Here is a 19,865-nt window from a genome sequence, read left to right as displayed (position 1 = left end):
GATGAGCGCGGTCCGCGGCTACTCGGCCTCGACCGATCGCGTCGCCGCATAGCCGTCGCGCCCGTTCTCCTTGGCGCGATACAGGGCGGCGTCGGCCGCATCGAACAAGGTGCGTTCGCGCGTGTGGTTGCCGGGCACGCAGGTATGCAAACCGATGCTGATGCTGACCTTGGCGCCGCCCAGGGCGTCTCCATGGCGCAGGTTGAGCGCGCGCATGTCGGCGAGCAGGGCTGCGGCGACCAGGGCCGCGCCCTCGGCGGCGGTGTCGGGCAGGACGATGGCGAACTCGTCGCCACCGAAGCGCGCGGCGAGGTCGCGTGGGCGGCGCGCGTGCGCGGCGATGATGTGGGCGACCTGGCGCAGCACCTTGTCGCCGGCGCGGTGGCCTTCGGCGTCGTTGTAGGCCTTGAAGTGGTCGACGTCGATCAGGGCCAGGGTCAACGGCGCGCGGGTGCGGCGCGCGCTGGCGAGTTCGCGCTCGAGCACATGATCGAAGCGGCGGCGGTTGGCCAGGCGGGTGAGGGTGTCCAGATGGGCCTGGCGACGCCAATGGCGCAGGTGCCCGATCATCCAGGCCAGGTAGGCCAGCGCGATCGCGACGATCGCGGTCGCGGGAGGAAACCACAGATTGCCCATGCGCAGCAGCGCGATGCTGGCGGCGAGGGTGGCGAAGACGCAGGCGGAGGTCAGCAGCAAGGGGCGCGGGAAACCGGGCACCAGGATGCACAGCACCACCACTAGCACCACCGCGGCGGTGAGCGCGGCGCCCCATTGCGGCGCCAGCGGCACGATCGCGCGACCGTGCAGCAGCATCTCCATCACGTTGGCCTGGTACTCGGCGCCCGGCATGCGCAACTCGTCGGACATCGGGGTCAGAAACGGCGGCGCCAGCCCAGCCGCGGTCACGCCGACCACGACCCAGCGCCCGCGCAGCAGTTCGATCGGCACGCGGCCGGAGATCACGTCGGCGTAGGAGACCTGGGCGAAGCTGCCCGGCGGGCCGGCGTAGCGGATGCGCACATAGTGGTCGCGCGTCCATTGATAGGGCGATCCGCCTTCGCTGGCGGGCCGGCGCAGGCCGGGCAGCGGTCGGCGCGCATACGCCGGGTCGAGGCCGATGGTCGCCAGCGCCAGCGCCGGCCAGCGCGCTTCGCCCAGCCCGGCGCGCAGGTACAGGCCGCGCGCGGTGCCTTCGGCGTCGAGTTCGATGTCGGTGTGGCCCAGCGTGGCCGCCGCCGCGGCCAGCACCGGCGTCGGCAACACTTCCACCGGCGGCCCGTTCTGGCTGGGCGCGGCGGCGATCACCGGCAAGGCCACGCGGCCGTTGCGGCGCAGCGCGTCGGCGAGCGCGAAGTCGTGCGCCTCGCCGCTGCGGTCGGGTTCGGCGAACACCAGGTCCAGGGCGACGCCGCGCACGCCGGCGCGGTGCAGGCGGTCCAGCAGTTGCGCATGCAGGTCGCGCGGCCAGGGCCATTGGCCGAGTTCGCCCAGGCTCTGGTCGTCGACCGCGACCACGATGACGTCGTCGTCGGGCGGGTAGGTCCACGCCGCCAGATGCTGGTCGTAGAAGGCGTCGTCCAGCCACCAGAACGCGCCGCTGGCGCTGATCAGCGCCGCCAGGCCCGCGGCGGCGAAGGCCGCGGCGATACGCAGGGGCCAGGACGACGCGCGGATGTTCACAAGGCCAGCAGCAACAGCAAGGTGGCGCCCGCGCCGGCGTAGCACACGCGGCAGGGCAGCCGGATCTGTTGCGCCGGGCTGTATGGCGCGACGTAGCCGTCGTCGTCGATGGTCTGCACGCGCACGTACCAGCGACCGCCGCCGGGGCGGTCGAGGCTGACCTGCGGCTGCTCGACTTCGCGATCCAGCAGCGGCTTTGCGAAGTTGGGTTTGCGCGCGATCTGGATATGGAAACGTTGGCCCGGCGCCGCGTCCTTCCAGCGAAGGGTCAGTTGGCCTTGCGCGGCTTCGGGCGGCTGCAGGCCCGGATCCACCGGCGCATCGCTGACGTCGAACGTCAGTGCGTCGCCGTAAGGACCGCTGCGGCCGTTGCCGTCGCGCGAGGCCAGACGCCAGTAGTAGCGACCCGGCGGCAGCGGTTCGGACGGGCGATAGCGCTGGCCGTCCACTCGGGTCTGCAGGCGCAGGCGCTCGAATGCCGGATCGTCGGCCAGTTCCAGGGTGGTGCCGGCGGCGTCCTCGACGCGCGCCCATTCGAAGCGCGGACGCGGCGTGTGCGCGGTCTCGCCGTCGAGCGGGCGCAGGGTCAGCGGCGGCAAGGGGTGGTCGCTGACTTCGAAGCCGCGCTCGACGTCTTCGCCGCCCAGGCCGTTGGCGGCGACCGCGCGCAGCAGCACGCGATGACGGCCGGGCGGCAGGTCGGCGATGCGCAGGCGGGTGGCGGCGGTGAGCGCTTCGAACAGCAGCACGTCGGGCGCGTCGTCGCGCACCACTTCGATCCGGTACGCGACCGCGTCGGGCATCGCCGCCCAGCTCAGCGTCATCGGCAGCGAGGCCAGTTGGGTGGCGGCGTCCTCCAGCGTCGGCGCGGGCAGCAGCCGGGTCGGCGCCGAGGTCGCCGCGCCGCTGGCGGCGACGCTGCCGTAGCCGGGACGCACCAGCACGCCCGCGCCCTGGGCGCCGCCGACCTGGACCTTGCCTTCCAGCACTTCGGTGCTGCCCGGCTGCGCGTCGCCGCCCGCGTTCACGCGGAAACGGGTGCCGCGCACGCTCGATGTCGCCGACGGCGTTTCGATGATGTAGCGCGAAGCCGGACCGCGCGCGGGGATCACCCGGTTAGCGGCACGGCCGCGCTGCAGGCGCATGCGGGTGTCGACCATGCCGGTCTGGCCGTAGGCGCTGAGGCGGTCGAACACGATGCGGCTGTTGTCCATCAGCATCAGGCGCGAGCCGTCGGCGAATTCCAGGGTGGCGCTGGCGCCGGGCCCGGTTTCCAACCAACCGCCGATGCTCAGGCGCAAGCCCTGGCTGGCCGAGGTCACGCTGGCGCGCGAGGACACTTGCGCGCGCACCGCGCCGCGCAGCGCGACCAGACGCGCCTTGGCCGGTTCGATGCGCAACCAGGACACCGGGAAACGCAGCAGGGTGCCGGGCGGCAGGCGATACGGATCGGCGACGCGATTGAGTTGCTGCAGACGGCGCCAGTCGACGTCGGTGCGCAGATGGCGTGCGCTGAGCTCCCACAGGTTGTCGCCCGGTCGCACTCGATAGGTCCACTCCTGGGCCGAGGCCGTGGCGGACAGTACGAGGGTGATCAGGAGGGCGACAAGAAATCGGCCCAGCGGACGCCATCGCCTGGCGTGGTGGGTCGGCACTGCAATGGCGAACATCCGTCTTCCGTGGCTGGCGCTATGGGCTAGGGCAGGATATCGAGCCCAAAATGTGACGGGCCGCGCACTATTATGCGGGTTGACGGTGCCTTGTGGCGATTTTTTCGCCGCCTTGGGTGTGGGCGCGGTGGTGGCCCCTCAGGGCGGCGACGGGGCGGCGCCGGCCCTGGCGCAGGCCGCTCAGGGCGGCAGGCGCGGGGTCTGCAAGGGGGGGGCTGCGCCCGAGCGCTGAAGCTGAATGGACACGTCGGGCATGGTCTCGGGCCGCGGCTGCGGTCGGCAGGCCAGGCCTGGACGGAGACCGGGACGGGCGGCGCCCAAGCCCGCCAGGAAAGCCAGGCAAAGAAAAAGCCGGGCAAGCCCGGCTTCTTCTGTCCGATCGCGGGCCCGATCAGCCCTTCTTGCTGGCGATCCAACGGTCGATCTTCTGCTCCAGCACGTCCAGCGCCACCGAGCCGTCCTTCAGCACTTCGGCGTGGAACTCGCGCACGTCGAACTTCGGGCCCAGTTCCTTTTCCGCCTTGCGGCGCAGTTCCTGGATCTTGAGCTCGCCGATCTTGTAGGCCAGCGCCTGACCCGGCCAGGCGATGTAGCGCTCGGCCTCGGCGGTGGACTGGGTTTCGCTTTCGGCGGAGTTGTCGAGCATGTACTTGATCACCTGCTCGCGGGTCCAGCCCTTGCTGTGCAGGCCGGTGTCGGTGACCAGGCGGATCGCGCGCCACAGCTCGTTCTGCAGGTAGCCGAAGTAGTCGTAGGGATCGGTGTAGACGCCCAGGTCCTTGCCCAGCGATTCGGCGTACAGGCCCCAGCCCTCGATGAAGGCGGTTTCGCCGCCGAAGCGACGGAAGGCCGGAATGCCGGTCAGCTCCTGCTGCAGCGCGAGCTGGAAGTGGTGGCCCGGGATCGCCTCGTGCAGGTACAGATCCTCGGCGTCCCAGGTCTTGCGCGTGGGCAGGTCGTAGGTGTTCACGTAGAACACGCCCGGACGGCTGCCGTCCTCGCTGGGGCTGCGGTATTCGCCGCCGGCCGCGGACTGGGCGCGGAAGGGTTCGACCGCGCGGATCTCGAACGGCGCCTTCGGCACCAGCGAGAACTGCTGCGGGATCTTCTGGTTGATCTTGGCTTCCAGCGCGCGGTAGTGCGCCAGCAGGGCGTCTTCGCTCTTGAAGCTGAAGCGCGGATCGGTCTGCATGAACTTGAAGAAGTCCTGCAGCGAGCCCTTGAAGCCGACCTGGGTCATCACCTTGCGGATTTCGCCGTGGATGCGCGCGACCTCATCCAGGCCGATCTGATGGATCTGCGCCGGGCTGAGGTTGGTGGTGGTGCGTTGGCGCGCGTTGAACGCGTACCAGGCCTGGCCGTTGGGCAGTTTGTCGATGCCGACGCTGTCGCGCGTGGCCGGCAGATATTCGTCGTTGATGAAGGTGCGCAGCTTCTTGTAGGCCGGCAGCAGGCGGCTGGCGATCATCTCGCGGTAGGCCGCGGTCAGGCGCTGCTTGTCGGCGTCGGAGAAGTCCTTGGGCAGGTTGGTGATCGGGCCCCAGAACAGCGTCTCTTCCGGCTTGTCCTTGATCAGCGCGTCCAGCTGCGGGATCACCTTGATCATCAGCGCCTTGGGCTGGACCACGCCGGCCTTCATGCCTTGGCGCATGTTGTCGATCGCGGTGTCGAACAGCACCGGCAGCTTGTTGCCGCGCGCGAGCCAGTTGTCGTAGTCCTTGACCGTCTTGAACGGCTGCGGGCCGGTGCCCGAGCCCAGCTGCACGGCGAAGCTGGCCATGCTGCCCATCTGGTTGATCGGCATCATCCAGTCGGGGAACTGCTCGGAGTCCAGCGAGCTCTTGGCATCGCGCACGAAGGTCTCGTAGCTCAGCAGGTCCTGGCCCTGCAGGCCGGCCGGGCCGATGTCCTGCACGGTCTTGAGCCAGCGCACGGTGAAATCGTGCGATTCCTTGCGGTATTCGGCGGTGCCGAAATCGGGCAGCTGATCGTTGTAGCGGTTGTCGCCCTGGAAGGTGGCCTGGACGGGGTTGAGCTTCAGCACTTCTTCCCAGTACTGGCCGTACAGGGCGGTGAGCTTGGCGGCCTTGGCCTGGTCGGCGGCGGCGGCCTTGGGGGCTTCGGCTGCGTAGCCGGGCGCGATGGCCGCGGCGGCGACCGTCAAAGCGAGTGCGAGAGCGAGCGGGCGCAAGGTCATTACGGGTTCCCAGGAGCGATGAGTCCCCCAGCATGGCCGAGCGGCCGCGCAGCCGCCCCGGTCGGAAGTCACGGATCGCGGCCGGCGCGGCCCCGGATGCGCGCAATCGCGGCGCGCGTCGCGTTCAGGCGGCGGCTTCGTCGCGCAATTGCTGCGCCCGCGCCGCGCCCAGGTAGCGCACGATGACCGCGCGCACCAGGTAGATCAGCGGAATCATCGCGATGGCCGCGAGCATCTTGTAGGCGTAGTTGACCGTGCTGACCGCCAGGAACAGCGAGGTCGGCCACTTCTGCGGGCCCAGCACGAAGGCGATGTACAGCACCACGAAGCTGTCCACCAGCTGCGAGACCGCGGTGGAGCCGGTCGCGCGCAGCCAGATGTGCTTCTCGCCGGTGGCGTTGCGGATGCGGTGGAACACGGCCACGTCGATCAGCTGGCCGAGCATGAAGGCCACCAGCGAGCCGGCGATGGTCCACAGGCCCTGGCCGAACACCGCCGCGAACGCGGCCTGGTAATCGGCCACGCCCTGCGACTGCGCCGCCTTCACCCACCAGCCGGCCGGCGCCAGCGAGATCGCGGCGAACGCGAACACGAAGCCGTACACGATCAGCAGCGCGGCCAGCCAGGAGATCGTGCGTACGCCGCGGCGGCCGAAGAACTCGTTGATGACGTCGGTCATCAGGAACACCACCGGCCACAACAGGGTGCCGGCGGTGAAGCTCAGCGAACCGCTTTGGCCGAACAGGTTCCACTGCAGCGGCGCGATCCCGAGCGTGTCCTCGAGCGCGAAGATCTTGACCCCGATGAACTCGGCCAGCACCGCGTTCACGCAGAAGAACGCCGACAGCACGATGAACAAGCGCAGCGCGCGGTCTTCCAGCGTCTTGGTCACGATCCCGGGCGCGGCTGCGCTCATCGTTTCGGTCTCACGTAATAGATCACGCCGTACTTGTCGTCGGTGAACAGGAACGCGTCGCGGCCCATGCGCAGCACGCCGCAGGGGCGGCCGTTGACCTTGGCGCCGTCGAGGAAACCGGTGATCAGGTCGCCGCCGTTGCTGCCGTCGGCGTTGACCCGCACCAGCTTGTAGCCGTGACCGATCTTGGCGTTGGTGGAGCCGTGCAGGGCGACCACGTACTGGTTGGCGAGGCTGTCGTCGCCGGCCGGGAACCAGTCCACGCCCAGCGCGGACGCATGCGCGGGGAACCAGCCGAACGCGCGCGGCACCTTGGCGCAGCCGGCGGCGCGCGGGAACTTGGGATCGGCGTAGACCTTGCCGCGGCTGTGGTAGCAATGCGGCCAGCCGTAGTCGGCGCCGTCGGTCAGCTTGAAGAAGGTCTCGTCGGGCTTGTCCAGGCCCAGGTGATCGGAGCCCTGGTTGGTCGCGATCAGGCGGTCGTCGTGGGCGATCAGGCCGACCGCGTTGCGCAGGCCGCGCGCGTACACGCGCGCGCCGCTGCCGTCGGGGTTGTATTCCATCACCGTCGCGCGCACCGGCTCCTTCTCGATGCAGGCGTTGCAGCTGCTGCCGACCGAGACGTACATCTTGCCGTTGTTGGCGAACGCGACCGTGCGGGTGAGGTGCCAGCCGCCGTACTTGTAGCTAAGCCCGTAGTCGGGATACGTCGCCAGCGTCTCGGGCGCCGAGCTGGGCGCGAGATCGCCGGCGCGATAGCGGTAGCGCACCAGCTTGTCGGTCAGCGCCAGGTACAGCCACTGCTGGCCTTGCTTGTCGGTGTGGAAGGCCAGGTTGTTGGGGTTACGCTGTTCGGTCAGGTAGGGGGTGATGCGGGCGAACTTGGCCTTCTTCTCGTCCCAGCCGTCCAGGATCAGCACGCGGCCCTTGCGGTTGTCGCTGAGGTCGCGCATGTCGGTGAGGAAGATGCGGCCATCGGGGCTGCGCGCGAAGAAGCGGATGCGCTTGTAGCCCTGCGCCACCGGCACGACTTCGAGATTGGCCGGCAGGGTGAGCTTGAAGCTGCGGCCGTCGTCCAGCTTGATCGTCTGCGGCAACAGGGCGACCGATTCGGTCGCCGCGGCCGGCAGGGCCTGCATCGATGTCAACAGCGCCAACAACACGCCCCCTTTGAAAAAGGGGGCGGACGTCCGCGAAGCGGACGGCGGGGGATTTGCTTTTGCTTTGCGCACGGCGAACAGCAAATCCCCCCAGCCCCCCTTTTTCAAAGGGGGGAACAGCGAAGAAAGAGCGGGGTGGATGCGTCCGTGCTGGCTCATGGCTGTTAGTTCGCGTTAGGTGCGTCGGTGGCGACGGGAACGGAGAACGGAATCGTCTCCGGCGATACCGCGCCGCCGGAGATGATGAAGCTCATCGCCTGGTCGACGCTCCAATCGGTCGGGGTGATCTTTTCCACCGGCACGATCTCGAGATAGCCCGAGGTCGGGTTGGGCGTGGTCGGCACGTACACCGCCGCCAGCTCGCGGCCGGTGCCCTGTTCCTTGAGCACGCGGGTGACGAAGCCGATCGACTTCATCTCGGTATGCGGGAAGTCGATCAGCACCACGCGCTGGGTGCCGTCGGGCTTGGTCTGCAGGATGTCGAGCAACTGGCGCGCGCTGGAGTAGATCGTGCTGGCCAGCGGGATGCGCTTGATCAGCGCCTCGAAGCCGCGCAACAAGGTCTGGCCGAATACGCGCCGCGCCATCACGCCCGACAGCAGGATCACGCCCAAGGTCGCGGCCAGGGCCAGCGCGGTGGCGAACCAGCGCTCGGTAAGCCAGCCCAGCGCCTGCGGATTGGTCGCGGCCAGGTTGGCCAGCAGCGGGTCGATCAGCGGCCGGCTGGTGTCGGACAACAGCACGAACACGAACTTGACCACCACCCAGGTCAGCCAGATCGGCAGCAGGGTGAGCAGACCGGTGAGGAACAGGCGTTGCAGGTTGGACATGCGCATGGCGCCAGATTGTAGGCGAGCGCGGGCATGCGCGGCGGTGCCGCGATGGGGGCTTGGGTTTGCGGTGGGCGCGGGCCGCGCGCTTCGGACGAGCCGGGGGCGGCCACAGGGGCCACAGGCATTGAGAATCGGGCCGTCGTCGTCGGGGCGGCCGCGCGACGATGCGGTTCGCCTTTGGCTCACCGCATCCTACAAGGGCTCCGCCGACGCGCGCTTAGCGCTCGCGCACCAGTCGGAAGCCGACGTCGTCGTAGCCGCGCGCGGCGGCCAGGGGGCGCTGGGCCTGGCGACTGCGCCAGGAAGCGCCGCTGGCCTGGCGCTGCTGGCAGTCGCGGCCGCAGTCGCGCAGCCACATCGACAGCGCGCGGCCGGGAGTGTCGTTGAGGTTCTCGGCCTCGGCCGCGGTCGGCAGGCGGTAGCGGCGGCCGGTCTGCTGGCTGTACCACTGCGCATAGGCTTCGGCGTCGGCCTGCGAGACGCAGACCACCGGCTCGCCGTCGCCCTGCTTGAAGCCCGGCGATTCCCAGTTGCGCGGCGCCAGCACGCGCAGCAGCGACGCGCGCTCGCGGCACAGCGCCGGGCTGCGGTTGCTGGCGCTGGCGAAGCGTGCGTACTCGGCGCGGCTGACCGGGCGCGGGCTCAGCGCGACGGTGATGCGGCTGTTGTCCTGGGTCAGGCTGCCGACCGCGACCGTCTCGCCGGCGCGCAGGCCGCCGATCGCCTTGGCTTGCGCGATCAGGCGCGCCGAGGTGGCCTTGGGCAGGTCGAGCTCGGCCGCCAGCGCGGCCGAGCGCTGCGCGTCCTCGCGATCGTTGCGCTTGCCGTCCAGTTCGATGCGCGCCTGCAGCGCGGCCACAGCCTGTTCGCGCAACGCGCGCATCGCGGGCGAGTCGGCGCTGCCGGTCTGCTGGGCCAGGGTGGTGGCGTTGAGCATGTGTTCGCGCGCGCGCTGATCGTTGCGCTCGCGCACGGCCGCGGCGAGCTGGTCGCCCAGCGCGCGGGTGAGTTCGGTCACGCCCGCGCGCACGTCCGGGCTGGTGCTGTCGGCGTGCCAGGCGGTGAGCAGGCTGTTGTAGGCGTTGCCGTCGGCCGGCGCCGTCAGCTTGCCCAGGCGGATGTAGCGGCGCGCTTCCTCCAGCGAACGCTGCAGCGGCGCTTCCGGCAGCGGCGCGAGCATGGCGTCGGTGGGGTCGCCGGCGACAGGGCTGGTCACCGCGCTGGCCGGCGCGGCGGCCGCGCGTTCGACCCGGAAGAATTCGTCGTCCTGGGCGCTGCTCAGGCCGAAGCCGATCGCGACCACCGCCACCGCGGCCACCGCCACGCCGGCCCACAGCGGCACCGCCCACTGGCGCAGGCGGTTGCGGCGCGGCATCAGGCGCTTGAGGCTGTGCACGAAACCGCTGCGCTGCACATCGGCCAGCGCTTCGGTCATTTCGGCCGCGTCCTGGAAACGCTGGCCGGGTTGCTTGGCCAACGCGCGATTCATGAAGCGCTGCCAGTGACGCAGGTGCTGCGGCAGCTTGGGAATCGGATCCTGCGCGTGCATCACCGCCATCGACAGCGCGTCGGCGGCCTCGAAGGGCAGGCGGCCGGTCAGCATTTCCCAGCCCAGCACGCCCAGGCTGTAAAGGTCGGCGCGGCCGTCGACGTCTTCGCCGCGCGCCTGTTCCGGCGCCATGTAGGCGGTGCTGCCCACGGCCAGGCCGGCCGCGGTCACGCGCGGGCCGAAGCCGCGCCGCAGGGCGATGCCGAAGTCGGCCAACAGCGGGCGCTCGGCGTCGTCGAACAACACATTCTCGGCCTTGACGTCGCGATGCACGACGCCGCGCGCATGCGCGTAGTCCAGCGCCGACAGCAGCGTCTCCATGATCGAGATCGCGCGCGGCTCGTCCTTGCTCAGATCGCGCTGACCCAGATGGCCGCGCGCCAGATACGGCATGGCGTAATAGGGCAGCCCTTCGCGGGTGCGTCCGACTTCGTGGATCACCACGACGTTGGGGTGTTCGAGTCTTGCGATGGTGCGCACTTCGTTTTCGAAGCGGCGGCGGCTGACTTCGTCCGACAGCGCCAACGGCAGCATGACCTTGATCGCGACTTCGCGCGCCAAGCCGATCTGTTCGCCCAGGTATACCGTCGACATGCCGCCGTGATTGATCACGCGGCGCAGGCGATAGCCGGCGATCTCCGGCAACGGCGCTGAGTCTTCGTGCGGATTTTGTGTAGACCTGGACATCGCGGCCCCCTGTCGCGAGTGCCCAGCATACGCTGATGCGTGCCGGGACTGACCACACTCACATCACGCAAATTACGTGAAGACGCGCCATCCATTGTCGCGCACGCCCATTGTGCCTCGTTGCAAGCGCAAGGCGACAGGCCATCGCGTGCGACAGGCGCGCAAGCACCTGGAGTGTGTCGGGAATGGCCCTATTACGTCAGAAATAGACCGTAGCCGGTCTTCACATCCTGCTTGCCGACGTGTTGCGCACAGCGCCGTGCCTCAGTCGCGGCCGGGTTTGCGGCGCACGTAGAGCTGTTTGCGCACGCGCGCGACCACCTCGCCGGCGCCGTCGATCACGTCGGTGTCGAACCAGCGCAGGGTTTTCTCGCCGCCGGCGGTGGCCTCGCGCAGCTCCTGCAACACCTGCTCGTCGAGCGCGAATTTGGCGTGCACCGTGCCGCGGCCGGGCTTCACGAATTCGATCGCGCCGGCCTTGTCCCAGACGATGTAGTCGCGGCCTAGCGCATTGAGCGCGAGCAGCATCCAGAACGGATCGGTCATCGAAAACAGGCTGCCGCCGAAGTGGGTGCCGACGTAGTTGCGGTTCCACGGCCGCATCCGCAGTTCGACCCGCGCGTGACGGTAGTCGGGCGCGATCTCGCGCACCCGGATGCCGCTGAACAGGAACGGCGGCCACAGGTTGAGGCCGAGTTTGAGGGTGTTGGCTTTCATGCGCGGTCGCGGCGGGCGGGGGCGTTCAGCCTGCCATACGCATGCGTATAGTCAAGGGCGGGGAGTGAGCTTGGAGGAGTGAGGAGCGAGCGAAGGCGGGCGCTCGCTCCTGGGGACGGGGCGGCTCAGAACAGCAGCGAGGACATCTTGCGGCGGTAGCGGCCGACCAGGTCTTCGTCCTCGACCACGCGGAAGGCGTCGATCAAGGCCTTGCGCGGCAGGCCGTCCTGGTAGGCGCGGTCGCGGCGCAGCATCTCGATGAACTGCTCCAGCGCGGCTTCGGACTGGCCGCCGATCAGGCGGTGCGCGCCGAGCAGGTGGCGTGCGCGCAGGTCGGTCTCGTCGCTGGCGATCGCCGCCTCCAGTACTTCCGGGGCGGGCGCGTCCTTGAGCAGGGCGGCGAAGCCCAGGCGCGCGCGGGCGCGCAGGGCGCGGTCGTCGGTGGCCAGGTTGGCGGGCAGCGCGTCCAGCAGTTGCTCGGCCTCGTGAGCGGCGCCGGTGCGCAGCAGGGCCAGCGCCAGTTCGAGCTTGCGCTCGTCCTGATCGGGCTCGGCCGCGACTTCGGCGCGCAGGCGCAGCACTTCGGCATGCGGGTCCAGCGTGGGCTCCGGCGCCTCGGCCACGGGTTCCTCGACGGCGGCGGCCGGCTGGATGCCGTGGTGGCTGAGGAATTCGCGCAGCTGGCCCTCGGGCAGCGCGCCCGGGAAGCCGTCGACGAGTTGACCGTCCTTGACCAGGTACACGGTCGGGATCGAGCGGATCTGGAACATGCCGGCCAGCTGCTGCTCGGCGTCCACGTCGACCTTCGCCAGGACGAAGGCGCCGTTGTACTCGCCGGCCAGCTTTTCCAGCAGCGGGCCGAGGGTCTTGCAGGGCTCGCACCAGGCGGCCCAGAAGTCGACCAGGACCGGCGTCTGCAGCGAACGCTGCAGGACCTCGGCCTCGAAGCGGTCGGTGGTGGCGTCGAAGACGTGCGGCTGCGGAGCGGAGACGGTCATGGGCGGTCCTGCGTAAACGATCAGCCGGACATGGTGCCAGCCCGGGGCGAATCCAAGACATGTAAAAAATACTTGACATGCGTTGGAGCGAATGTAACGTACAGCGTACATATTGTCTGGCGGGGAAGACACCATGATGACGCGTAGCTGGGGCTTGGCCGGGTTGCTGGCGGTGGCGGGGCTGTCGCTGTGGCTGCTGATCGCCAACCCGTCGGCGGTGCTGGGCTTCGACGGTGGCAAGGTCGGGGTGGCCTTGCTGGTCACCGCGGCCTGGGGCTCGTTGCTGTTGCTGCATCGGGTACCGCGTTCCGAGTTCGAGGGCCGCGCCGCGCTCGGCGAGTGGCGGGCCTGGATCGGCCTGGGCTTCATGCTCGTCGCGGTCGCCTATTACCTGGCCAAGGTGCAGGTGTTCCAGGGCGCCGAGCTGTGGCGCAATCCGGACGCCGGCGCGGTCGGGCGGCATCTGGTGCTGCTGCTGATCGCTTGGGCGGTGCTGTCGCAGGCGCTGGGCTCGCGCTGGCGCGGCGCGGTCGGCGAGGACGAGCGCGACCGCGAGATCGCCCGTCACGCCGCCGATTGGGGCCACGGCGCGCTGATCTTCGGCGTGATCGGGATCGCGGTGACGCTGGGCCTGAGCCCGGCCTCGCGCCTGGCCTGGGCGACGCCGGCGATGGTGTCCAGCCTGTTGGTGTTCGCGCTGATGTGGGGCTGGCTGTGCGAGTACGCGGCCAGCGCGGTCTACTACTGGCGCGATCGGCACTGAGCGCGCGCATGGTCGCCACCCCGATCCGCAACCACATCCGCCGCCTGCGCTTCGAGCGCGGCGAAATGACCCAGCAGGCGCTGGCCGACGCCTGCGGCGTGACCCGCCAGACCATCATCGCGCTGGAGGCCGGACGCTACGCGCCGTCGCTGGAACTGGCGTTCCGGATCGCGCGCGCGTTCGAAGTCGGCGTCGAGGACGTATTCGTATGGGAGTTGCCGTGAAATCCTGGAAATCGATCGCGGCCGCGGCCGCGCTGCTGTCCTTCGTACTGGCGTTGGCGGGTTTCGGCGCGGCGTTCGACGGCTATGCGCATACCCAGCATCCGGTCGCGTGGCTGGGCGGCTCGGGCGTGCCTTACGCGCGGTGGTTCAATCTGTTCGCGTTCGTGCTGCCGGGCCTGCTCGCCGCGGCGGTGGCGCTGGGGCTGCGCGAAGCGCTGGCCGGCACCCGTTGGAGCGTACGCGTGGGCACCCAGTTGGTGCTGCTGTCGGCCTTGGCTTTCGCCGCGCAGGGCCTGCTGCCGCTGGACACGCAGGACTTCGACTCCGCGCCCAGCCGCCTGCATGCGACGGTGTGGCTGCTGTGGTGGCTGGCCTTCGCCGCGGGCGCATTCGCGATCGCGCTGGGCAGCCGCAGCCGCGCGCGTCCGGAGCTGCACACGCTGAGCCTGGCCAGCCTGGTTGCCGCGCTGGCGGTGCTGCTGTTCGCGCTGGTGCTGCCGTCGCTGCTGCCGGCGGGTCTGGCCCAGCGCGCAGCGTTCGCGACCTGGCTGCTGTGGTGGCTGGTCGCGGCGCGCGCACGGGCGGCGCCTCGCTGAGCCTCAGCCGTATTTGAGTTTCAGGCCCAGGATGGTCGCCGCCAGCGCGAAGGTGATCGCGTTGGACACGATCATCGGCCACGAGTGCAGGGCCAGGCCGTAGCCGAACCAGAAGCCGACCCCGAGGGTGAACACCACGTACATGCCCAGCGAGATGCCGCGCGTGTCGCGGCTGCGGATGGTCTTCACCGCCTGCGGCAGGAACGACAGCGTGGTCAGGGTCGCGGCGACGTAACCCATCCATTCCAGATCCATCGCGGCGCTCCCCGTGGTTGCCCGGCCTGGATGCCGAAGCTGATGCTAGCCCCGCAAGGGTTTGCAGGGCAGCAGAAAGTCGATGTGGTAGTGCTCGTCGTGGCGCACCCAGGCTTGGCCCTGCATGAAGCGGATATGCCGCTTGAGGTAGGCGCCGCGCCGGGTCCGGTACAACTGCGGCAGGTAGGCCGGTTCGAAGATAACGCGGGAGATGCCGACGCCCTGTTTCGCGGCCGCGACCTGCACGGCGTGCAGGTGATCGGCGATCGCCTCGAAATCGATGCTCAGCTCGCCGTAACGTGCCTGGGCGTCGAACTCGATGTCGTAGCCGAACCGGTTGGCGATGCTGGTGGGCAAGGCGACCGAGCGTCCGCGTGCGTCCAGCACCGGCACCATGAAATCCACGGCCAGACCGTTCTGGTGGGTGCGATGCGGTTGGATGCGGCCGCCCACGGCCCAGCCGGATTCGCCGTACATGTAGGTGGTCGCGGGGCGCGTACGCGCGAGCTCCGCGTAGGCATCGACGATCGAGCGTCGCACCTTGGCATGCGCGTAGGTGCGACCCAGTCCCACGCCGACGCTGCTGTAGGGCACGAAATTGCGGCCCGAGCCCGGCAGCTGCACGCCGTGCTCGAGCCGGCCTTTGCCCGGCGTGCCGTAGCAGACGCTGTCGGCCGCGCTGGCCCAGGCCGGCGCCAGCGCGAGGATCAGCGCCGCCAGGCGCCGCATCGCGGGCGACCTCAGTCGGTCGCGCCGGGCTGGCGGTAGACCTTGCCGTCCTTCATCACGAAGTCGACCTTCATCACCGCGTTGATATCGGCGATCGGGTCGCCGGGCACGGCGACGATGTCGGCGCGCTTGCCGGCTTCGATCACGCCCTGGTCGTCCACGCCCAACACCTCGGCGGCGCGGATGGTCGCGGCCTGCAGCGCGGTCGCGGCCGGGATGCCGGCTTCGACCATGTAGACGAACTCGCGGGCGTTGTCGCCGTGCGGGCCCACGCCCATGTCGGTGCCGAACGCGATCTTGACCCCGCCGCGGTAGGCGCGGCCGGCGGTGTCCTGGATCTGGGCGCCGATGCGCGCGGCCTTGGGGCGCACCACTTCCGGGAAGTAGCCGTCGATCTTGGCCTTCTCGGCGACGAAGCGGCCGGCGTAGATGGTCGGCACGTACCAGGTTCCCTTCTGCTTCATCAGCGACATCACGTCCGGGCTCATGTAGGTGCCGTGCTCGATGCTGGTGACGCCGCCGAGCACCGCGCGCTTCATGCCTTCCTCGCCGTGCGCATGCGCGGCGACGCGGTAGCCGTAATCCTTGGCGGTGTCGACGATGGCCTTGACCTCCTCGACGGTGAACTGCGGCGCGTCGCCGGACTTGGCGTAGGACAGCACGCCGCCGGTGGCGGTGATCTTGATCACGTCGCTGCCGTCCTTGTAGCGCTGGCGCACCGCCTGGCGCGCGTCGTCGATCGAATTGATCACGCCCTCGGTGGGGCCGGGCGGGCCGATCAGGTGCGAGAGCGCGTCGTTGTAACCGTTGGTGGGGTCGGCGTGGCCGCCGGTGGTGGCGATCGACTTGCCCGCCGCCCAGATCCGCGGCCCGTCGACCAGGCCCTGGTTGATCGCGTCGCGCAGATGCGGGCTGACTTCGCCGCCGAGGTCGCGCACGCTGGTGAAGCCGGCCATCAGGGTCTTCTTGGCGAAGCCGACGGAGCGGAACGCGAAGTCGACGTCGTCGAGGCGGAAGCCTTCCGAATAGCTCTGCGGGCTGGACTGCGAGCCCAGGTGCACGTGCAGATCGGTCCAGCCCGGCGTGCAGGTGTGGCTGCTGAGGTCGATCGCGCGCGCGCCGGCGACCTCGGCGCGGCCCGCCAGCACCTCGGCGACCTTGCCCTCGCGCACGACCACGGTGCGGGCGTCGAGCAGCTGGCCGCTGCGCGCATCGAACAACTTGCCGCAGTGCAGCGCGGTCGGGGCTTCGGCGGCGAAGGCGGGCGGGGCGAGGAGGGCGGCGAGGACGAACGATACGGCGGCGGACGGACGAGTCATCGTGGATTCCGGCTGTGCACGTGAAGAATGGGGCGCGCCATACGCTAGCGCACCGAAAGAGAATGCGACCGACTTCGCACATGCCGGTCCGAATGCGGTGACAATCGCCCGCGCGGCCCGGGAATGGGCCGCCGCAGCATGCAAGCGAACCTTTGCGGAAATCAACAGGAGTTCGTCCATGAAACTGACGCTCTGTCTGCTCCTCGCCGTCGTCGCGGTGTTGCCGACCCTGGCCCTGGCGACCACCCAGCCTCTGCTCCTGTGCCCGATCGGGCAAAGGGCGACGCCGGTATACGACAGCAACGGCAAGGTGATTGCCTGGGTGTGCACCAAGCGCTGAATCCGCCGCACCGTAAGGCGCGCCGCGGCCGGCACCGGCCGGCCGCGGCGCATTGCGCCGCCGGCCCGAGGCGGTGGCGACCCTCGCCGGCGGCGGCTGGGCCGGTGCGCGGCACGCGGGAACATCGGCGAAAACGCGCGTAAACCGCTCCTGAGAGGCTTGCGGGCGTCGCGCCGAGCCGGCCGCCATGGCGGGCTTTTGTGCGCTGCGGTAGGCTTTCGGGTCTTTCCTTGCCCTGCCAGACCCCCTCCGTGTCCAGCGACGTCGCACCAGCCCCCACCGACAGCCACGCCTTCGACCCCAAGTCCGTGGAGGCCGCCGCCCAGCGTTACTGGGACGGTACCCGCGCCTTCGAGGTCGACGAGCGCTCCGACAAGCCCAAGTACTACTGCCTGTCGATGCTGCCGTACCCCTCGGGCGCGCTGCACATGGGCCACGTGCGCAACTACACCATCGGCGACGTCATCAGCCGCTACAAGCGCATGACCGGCCATAACGTGCTGCAGCCGATGGGCTGGGACGCGTTCGGCCTGCCGGCCGAGAACGCCGCGATCAAGAACAAGACCGCGCCGGCCAAGTGGACCTACGCCAACATCGAGCACATGAAGGCGCAGCTCAAGACCATGGGCTACGCGATCGACTGGTCGCGCGAGTTCGCGACCTGCCGTCCGGACTACTACGTGCACGAGCAGCGCATGTTCGTGCGCCTGATGAAGCAGGGCCTGGCCTACCGCAAGAACTCGGTGGTCAACTGGGACCCGGTCGACCAGACCGTGCTGGCCAACGAACAGGTGATCGACGGCCGCGGCTGGCGCACCGGCGCGCTGGTGGAGAAGCGCGAGATCCCGCAGTGGTTCCTCAAGATCACCGACTACGCTCAGGAGCTGCTGGACGGCCTGGACGCGCTGCCGGGCTGGCCGGATGCGGTCAAGACCATGCAGCGCAACTGGATCGGCCGCAGCGAGGGCCTGGAGATCCGCTTCGACGTGCGCGACGAAGCCGGCCACGCGGTCGAGCCGCTGACGGTGTTCACCACCCGTCCCGACACCCTGATGGGCGTGACCTATGTGTCGATCGCCGGCGAGCATCCGCTGGCGCTGCGTGCCGCCGAAAGCGATCCGGACCTGGCCGCGTTCCTGACCGATCTCAAGCGCGGCGGCGTCACCGAGGCCGAGTTGGAGACCCAGGAAAAGCGCGGCATGGACACCGGCCTGCGCGCGCTGCATCCGGTCACCGGCGAGGAGCTGCCGGTATACGTGGCCAACTTCGTGCTGATGAACTACGGCACCGGCGCGGTCATGGCCGTGCCCGGCCACGATCAGCGCGATCACGAATTCGCCCTGCGCTACGCGCTGCCGATCAAGATGGTGGTGGTGCCCGACGAAGTGCGCGACGCGCTGGACGAGATCGGCCGTCACGTCGCACGCCACGACGACCCGATGCGCAGCGCGCTGGGCGAGGCCGGCGCGGTCGACGTCTACGACACCGGCGCCGCGGTGCAGGTGGTCGAGGACTTCCAGCGCCGCATCGCCGAGGAAAGCGCCTACACCGAGCGCGGCTGGCTGGTGAACTCGGGCGACTTCGACGGTATGGATTTCCAGCAGGCCCTGGACGCGATCGCCGCCCGTTACGGCGACGACGGCCGGGTCGTGCGCCGGGTCAACTACCGTCTGCGCGACTGGGGCGTGAGCCGCCAGCGCTATTGGGGTTGCCCGATCCCGGTGATCCTGTGCCCGCGCTGCGGCGACGTGCCGGTGCCGGAGGACCAACTGCCGGTGGTGCTGCCCGAAGACGTGGAATTCAGCGGCGTGGCCTCGCCGATCAAATCCGACCCGCAGTGGCGCAAGACCACTTGCCCGAGCTGCGGCGGCGACGCCGAGCGCGAAACCGACACCTTCGACACCTTCATGGAGTCGAGCTGGTACTACGCGCGCTACACCTCGCCGGGCGCGGCCGCGCAGGTCGACGAGCGCGCCAAGTACTGGACCCCGGTGGACCAGTACATCGGCGGCATCGAGCACGCGATCCTGCACCTGATGTACTTCCGCTTCTACCACAAGCTCATGCGCGACCAGGGCCTGGTCGACAGCGACGAGCCGGCGGTCAACCTGATGACCCAGGGCATGGTGATCGCGGAAACCTTCTACCGCGGCCCGAAGGGCTCGGAGGACTGGTTCAATCCGGCCGACGTGGACGTGATCCGCGACGAGCGCGGCCGCATCACCGGCGCGACGCTCAAGGCCGATGGCCGGCCCGTCGAGATCGGCGGCACCGAGAAGATGTCGAAGTCGAAGAATAACGGCGTCGATCCGCAGCTGATGGTCGGCAAGTTCGGCGCCGACACGGTGCGCCTGTTCTCGATGTTCGCCGCCCCGCCGGAGCAGTCGCTGGAGTGGAACGAGGCCGGCGTCGAAGGCATGGCGCGCTTCCTGCGCCGGCTGTGGACGATGGTGCACAAGCACGTCGCCGACGGCCCCGCGCCGGCGCTGGATCTGGCCACGCTGGACCCCGCGCAGAAGACCCTGCGCCGCCAGCTGCACGAGACCATCCAGAAGGTCGGCGACGACTACGGCCGCCGCCACAGCTTCAACACCGCGATCGCCGCGGTGATGGAACTGCTGAACCATCTGTCCAAGTTCGACGATGCCAGCGCCAACGGCCGCGCCCTGCGCCAGGAAGCGCTGGCCGCGGCGGTGCTGCTGCTGAACCCGATCACCCCGCACGCCAGCCACGCCCTGTGGCAGGTCCTGGGCCACGCCGAGACCCTGCTGGAGGACCTGAGCTTCCCGCAGGCCGATCGTTCGGCGCTGCAGCGCGACGCGGTCACCCTGGCGGTGCAGGTCAACGGCAAGCTGCGCGGCACCATCGAGGTCGCGGTCAACGTCGCCAAGGAAGAGGCCGAACGCCTGGCCCTGGCCGAGCCGAACGTGCTCAAGTACCTGGAAGGCCTGAGCGTGCGCAAGGTGATCGTGGTGCCGGGCAAGATCGTCAACATCGTCGCGAGCTGAGCCCACGCGCATATCCCCCTACGGCCAGCGGGCATAGCCCGCTGGCGTTCGGTCGCGCACCAACCCGCGGTTCGTAAACGCACGCCTTCGCCCTATTCAACGGGGGAAGCAAAGCCGAGCGAGCAATCAGCTGATCCGCCTTTGCTGTTCCCCCCTTTGGAAAAGGGGGGCCAGGGGGGATTTGCTTCTCGCAACCCCTGAAGCCTCGTTCAGCCCAAGTCCGC

The 19,865-nt window shown here is 69.5% G+C and carries 17 protein-coding genes; 5 read left to right on the top strand and 12 right to left on the bottom strand.

What is annotated here, in order from left to right; genetic code table 11:
• Positions 1 to 18: 18 nt before the first annotated feature.
• The 9 genes from ASD69_RS08315 to trxA all read right to left on the bottom strand — a co-directional run bounded on the left by ASD69_RS08315 (position 19) and on the right by trxA (position 12,407).
• Positions 19 to 1,680, bottom strand: a complete 1,662-nt coding sequence (locus ASD69_RS08315; RefSeq protein WP_200943968.1) for a CHASE2 domain-containing protein — start codon at positions 1,678 to 1,680, stop codon at positions 19 to 21.
• Complete coding sequence (locus tag ASD69_RS08310; protein ID WP_056176252.1) at positions 1,677 to 3,350, bottom strand: FecR domain-containing protein; 1,674 nt, start codon at positions 3,348 to 3,350, stop codon at positions 1,677 to 1,679. The genes ASD69_RS08315 and ASD69_RS08310 overlap by 4 nt, the downstream gene beginning before the upstream one ends.
• A 391-nt stretch (positions 3,351 to 3,741) precedes the next feature.
• Complete coding sequence (locus ASD69_RS08305; RefSeq protein ID WP_056176249.1) at positions 3,742 to 5,547, bottom strand: DUF885 family protein; 1,806 nt, start codon at positions 5,545 to 5,547, stop codon at positions 3,742 to 3,744.
• Positions 5,548 to 5,671: 124 nt separating this feature from the next.
• On the bottom strand, positions 5,672 to 6,463 hold the full coding sequence (locus ASD69_RS08300) for a queuosine precursor transporter (RefSeq protein WP_056176246.1): 792 nt from the start codon (positions 6,461 to 6,463) through the stop codon (positions 5,672 to 5,674).
• Complete coding sequence (locus tag ASD69_RS08295; protein ID WP_200943950.1) at positions 6,460 to 7,620, bottom strand: PQQ-dependent sugar dehydrogenase; 1,161 nt, start codon at positions 7,618 to 7,620, stop codon at positions 6,460 to 6,462. The genes ASD69_RS08300 and ASD69_RS08295 overlap by 4 nt, the downstream gene beginning before the upstream one ends.
• Positions 7,621 to 7,787: 167 nt before the next feature.
• The gene (locus ASD69_RS08290) at positions 7,788 to 8,459 is read right to left on the bottom strand and encodes a DUF502 domain-containing protein (protein ID WP_056176243.1); all 672 of its coding nucleotides are present in this window, start codon (positions 8,457 to 8,459) and stop codon (positions 7,788 to 7,790) included.
• 214 nt (positions 8,460 to 8,673) lie between these two features.
• Positions 8,674 to 10,692, bottom strand: coding sequence for a bifunctional serine/threonine-protein kinase/formylglycine-generating enzyme family protein (locus tag ASD69_RS08285; RefSeq protein WP_082576340.1), 2,019 nt, complete (start codon positions 10,690 to 10,692; stop codon positions 8,674 to 8,676).
• Positions 10,693 to 10,956: 264 nt separating this feature from the next.
• Complete coding sequence (locus ASD69_RS08280) at positions 10,957 to 11,409, bottom strand: DUF4442 domain-containing protein (protein WP_056176238.1); 453 nt, start codon at positions 11,407 to 11,409, stop codon at positions 10,957 to 10,959.
• 125 nt (positions 11,410 to 11,534) lie between these two features.
• Positions 11,535 to 12,407, bottom strand: coding sequence for a thioredoxin (gene trxA / locus ASD69_RS08275; RefSeq protein WP_056176234.1), 873 nt, complete (start codon positions 12,405 to 12,407; stop codon positions 11,535 to 11,537).
• 133 nt (positions 12,408 to 12,540) lie between these two features.
• On the opposite strand from trxA, the gene ASD69_RS08270 reads away from it, so the two are divergent.
• Genes ASD69_RS08270 through ASD69_RS08260 form a run of 3 tightly spaced genes read left to right on the top strand, consistent with a single transcriptional unit; the run spans position 12,541 to position 13,990 of the window.
• On the top strand, positions 12,541 to 13,170 hold the full coding sequence (locus tag ASD69_RS08270; protein WP_056176231.1) for a hypothetical protein: 630 nt from the start codon (positions 12,541 to 12,543) through the stop codon (positions 13,168 to 13,170).
• A gap of 23 nt (positions 13,171 to 13,193) precedes the next feature.
• The gene (locus ASD69_RS08265; RefSeq protein ID WP_343123526.1) at positions 13,194 to 13,394 is read left to right on the top strand and encodes a helix-turn-helix transcriptional regulator; all 201 of its coding nucleotides are present in this window, start codon (positions 13,194 to 13,196) and stop codon (positions 13,392 to 13,394) included.
• Entirely contained in the window at positions 13,391 to 13,990 is a 600-nt protein-coding gene (locus ASD69_RS08260) for a DUF998 domain-containing protein (RefSeq protein WP_235567163.1), read from the top strand. Before ASD69_RS08265 ends, ASD69_RS08260 begins: the two co-directional genes overlap by 4 nt.
• A 3-nt stretch (positions 13,991 to 13,993) precedes the next feature.
• Here ASD69_RS08260 and ASD69_RS08255 read toward each other — a convergent pair whose 3' ends face one another.
• From ASD69_RS08255 to ASD69_RS08245, 3 genes are read right to left on the bottom strand one after another with little or no spacing between them, the layout of a single operon-like run.
• The gene (locus ASD69_RS08255; protein ID WP_056176222.1) at positions 13,994 to 14,245 is read right to left on the bottom strand and encodes a SemiSWEET transporter; all 252 of its coding nucleotides are present in this window, start codon (positions 14,243 to 14,245) and stop codon (positions 13,994 to 13,996) included.
• 45 nt (positions 14,246 to 14,290) lie between these two features.
• On the bottom strand, positions 14,291 to 14,974 hold the full coding sequence (locus tag ASD69_RS08250) for a penicillin-insensitive murein endopeptidase (RefSeq protein ID WP_056176220.1): 684 nt from the start codon (positions 14,972 to 14,974) through the stop codon (positions 14,291 to 14,293).
• Between the two features lie 11 nt (positions 14,975 to 14,985).
• Positions 14,986 to 16,293, bottom strand: coding sequence for an amidohydrolase family protein (locus ASD69_RS08245; RefSeq protein ID WP_056176217.1), 1,308 nt, complete (start codon positions 16,291 to 16,293; stop codon positions 14,986 to 14,988).
• Positions 16,294 to 16,471: 178 nt separating this feature from the next.
• Between ASD69_RS08245 and ASD69_RS21830 the strand changes: the two genes are divergently transcribed.
• A complete protein-coding gene (locus tag ASD69_RS21830; protein WP_157489547.1) occupies positions 16,472 to 16,633 on the top strand; it encodes a hypothetical protein in 162 nt (53 codons plus the stop codon).
• A 251-nt stretch (positions 16,634 to 16,884) separates the two neighbouring features.
• Positions 16,885 to 19,641: a leucine--tRNA ligase gene (leuS, locus tag ASD69_RS08240; RefSeq protein WP_056176213.1), complete on the top strand. Its 2,757-nt coding sequence runs from the start codon at positions 16,885 to 16,887 to the stop codon at positions 19,639 to 19,641.
• Positions 19,642 to 19,865: the final 224 nt, after the last annotated feature.

This window comes from Lysobacter sp. Root604 (assembly GCF_001427505.1).
In the GTDB taxonomy this organism is placed as follows: domain Bacteria; phylum Pseudomonadota; class Gammaproteobacteria; order Xanthomonadales; family Xanthomonadaceae; genus Lysobacter.
The sequence above is the reverse complement of the archived record's forward strand: the minus strand, read 5'-3'. Positions and strand labels throughout refer to the sequence as shown.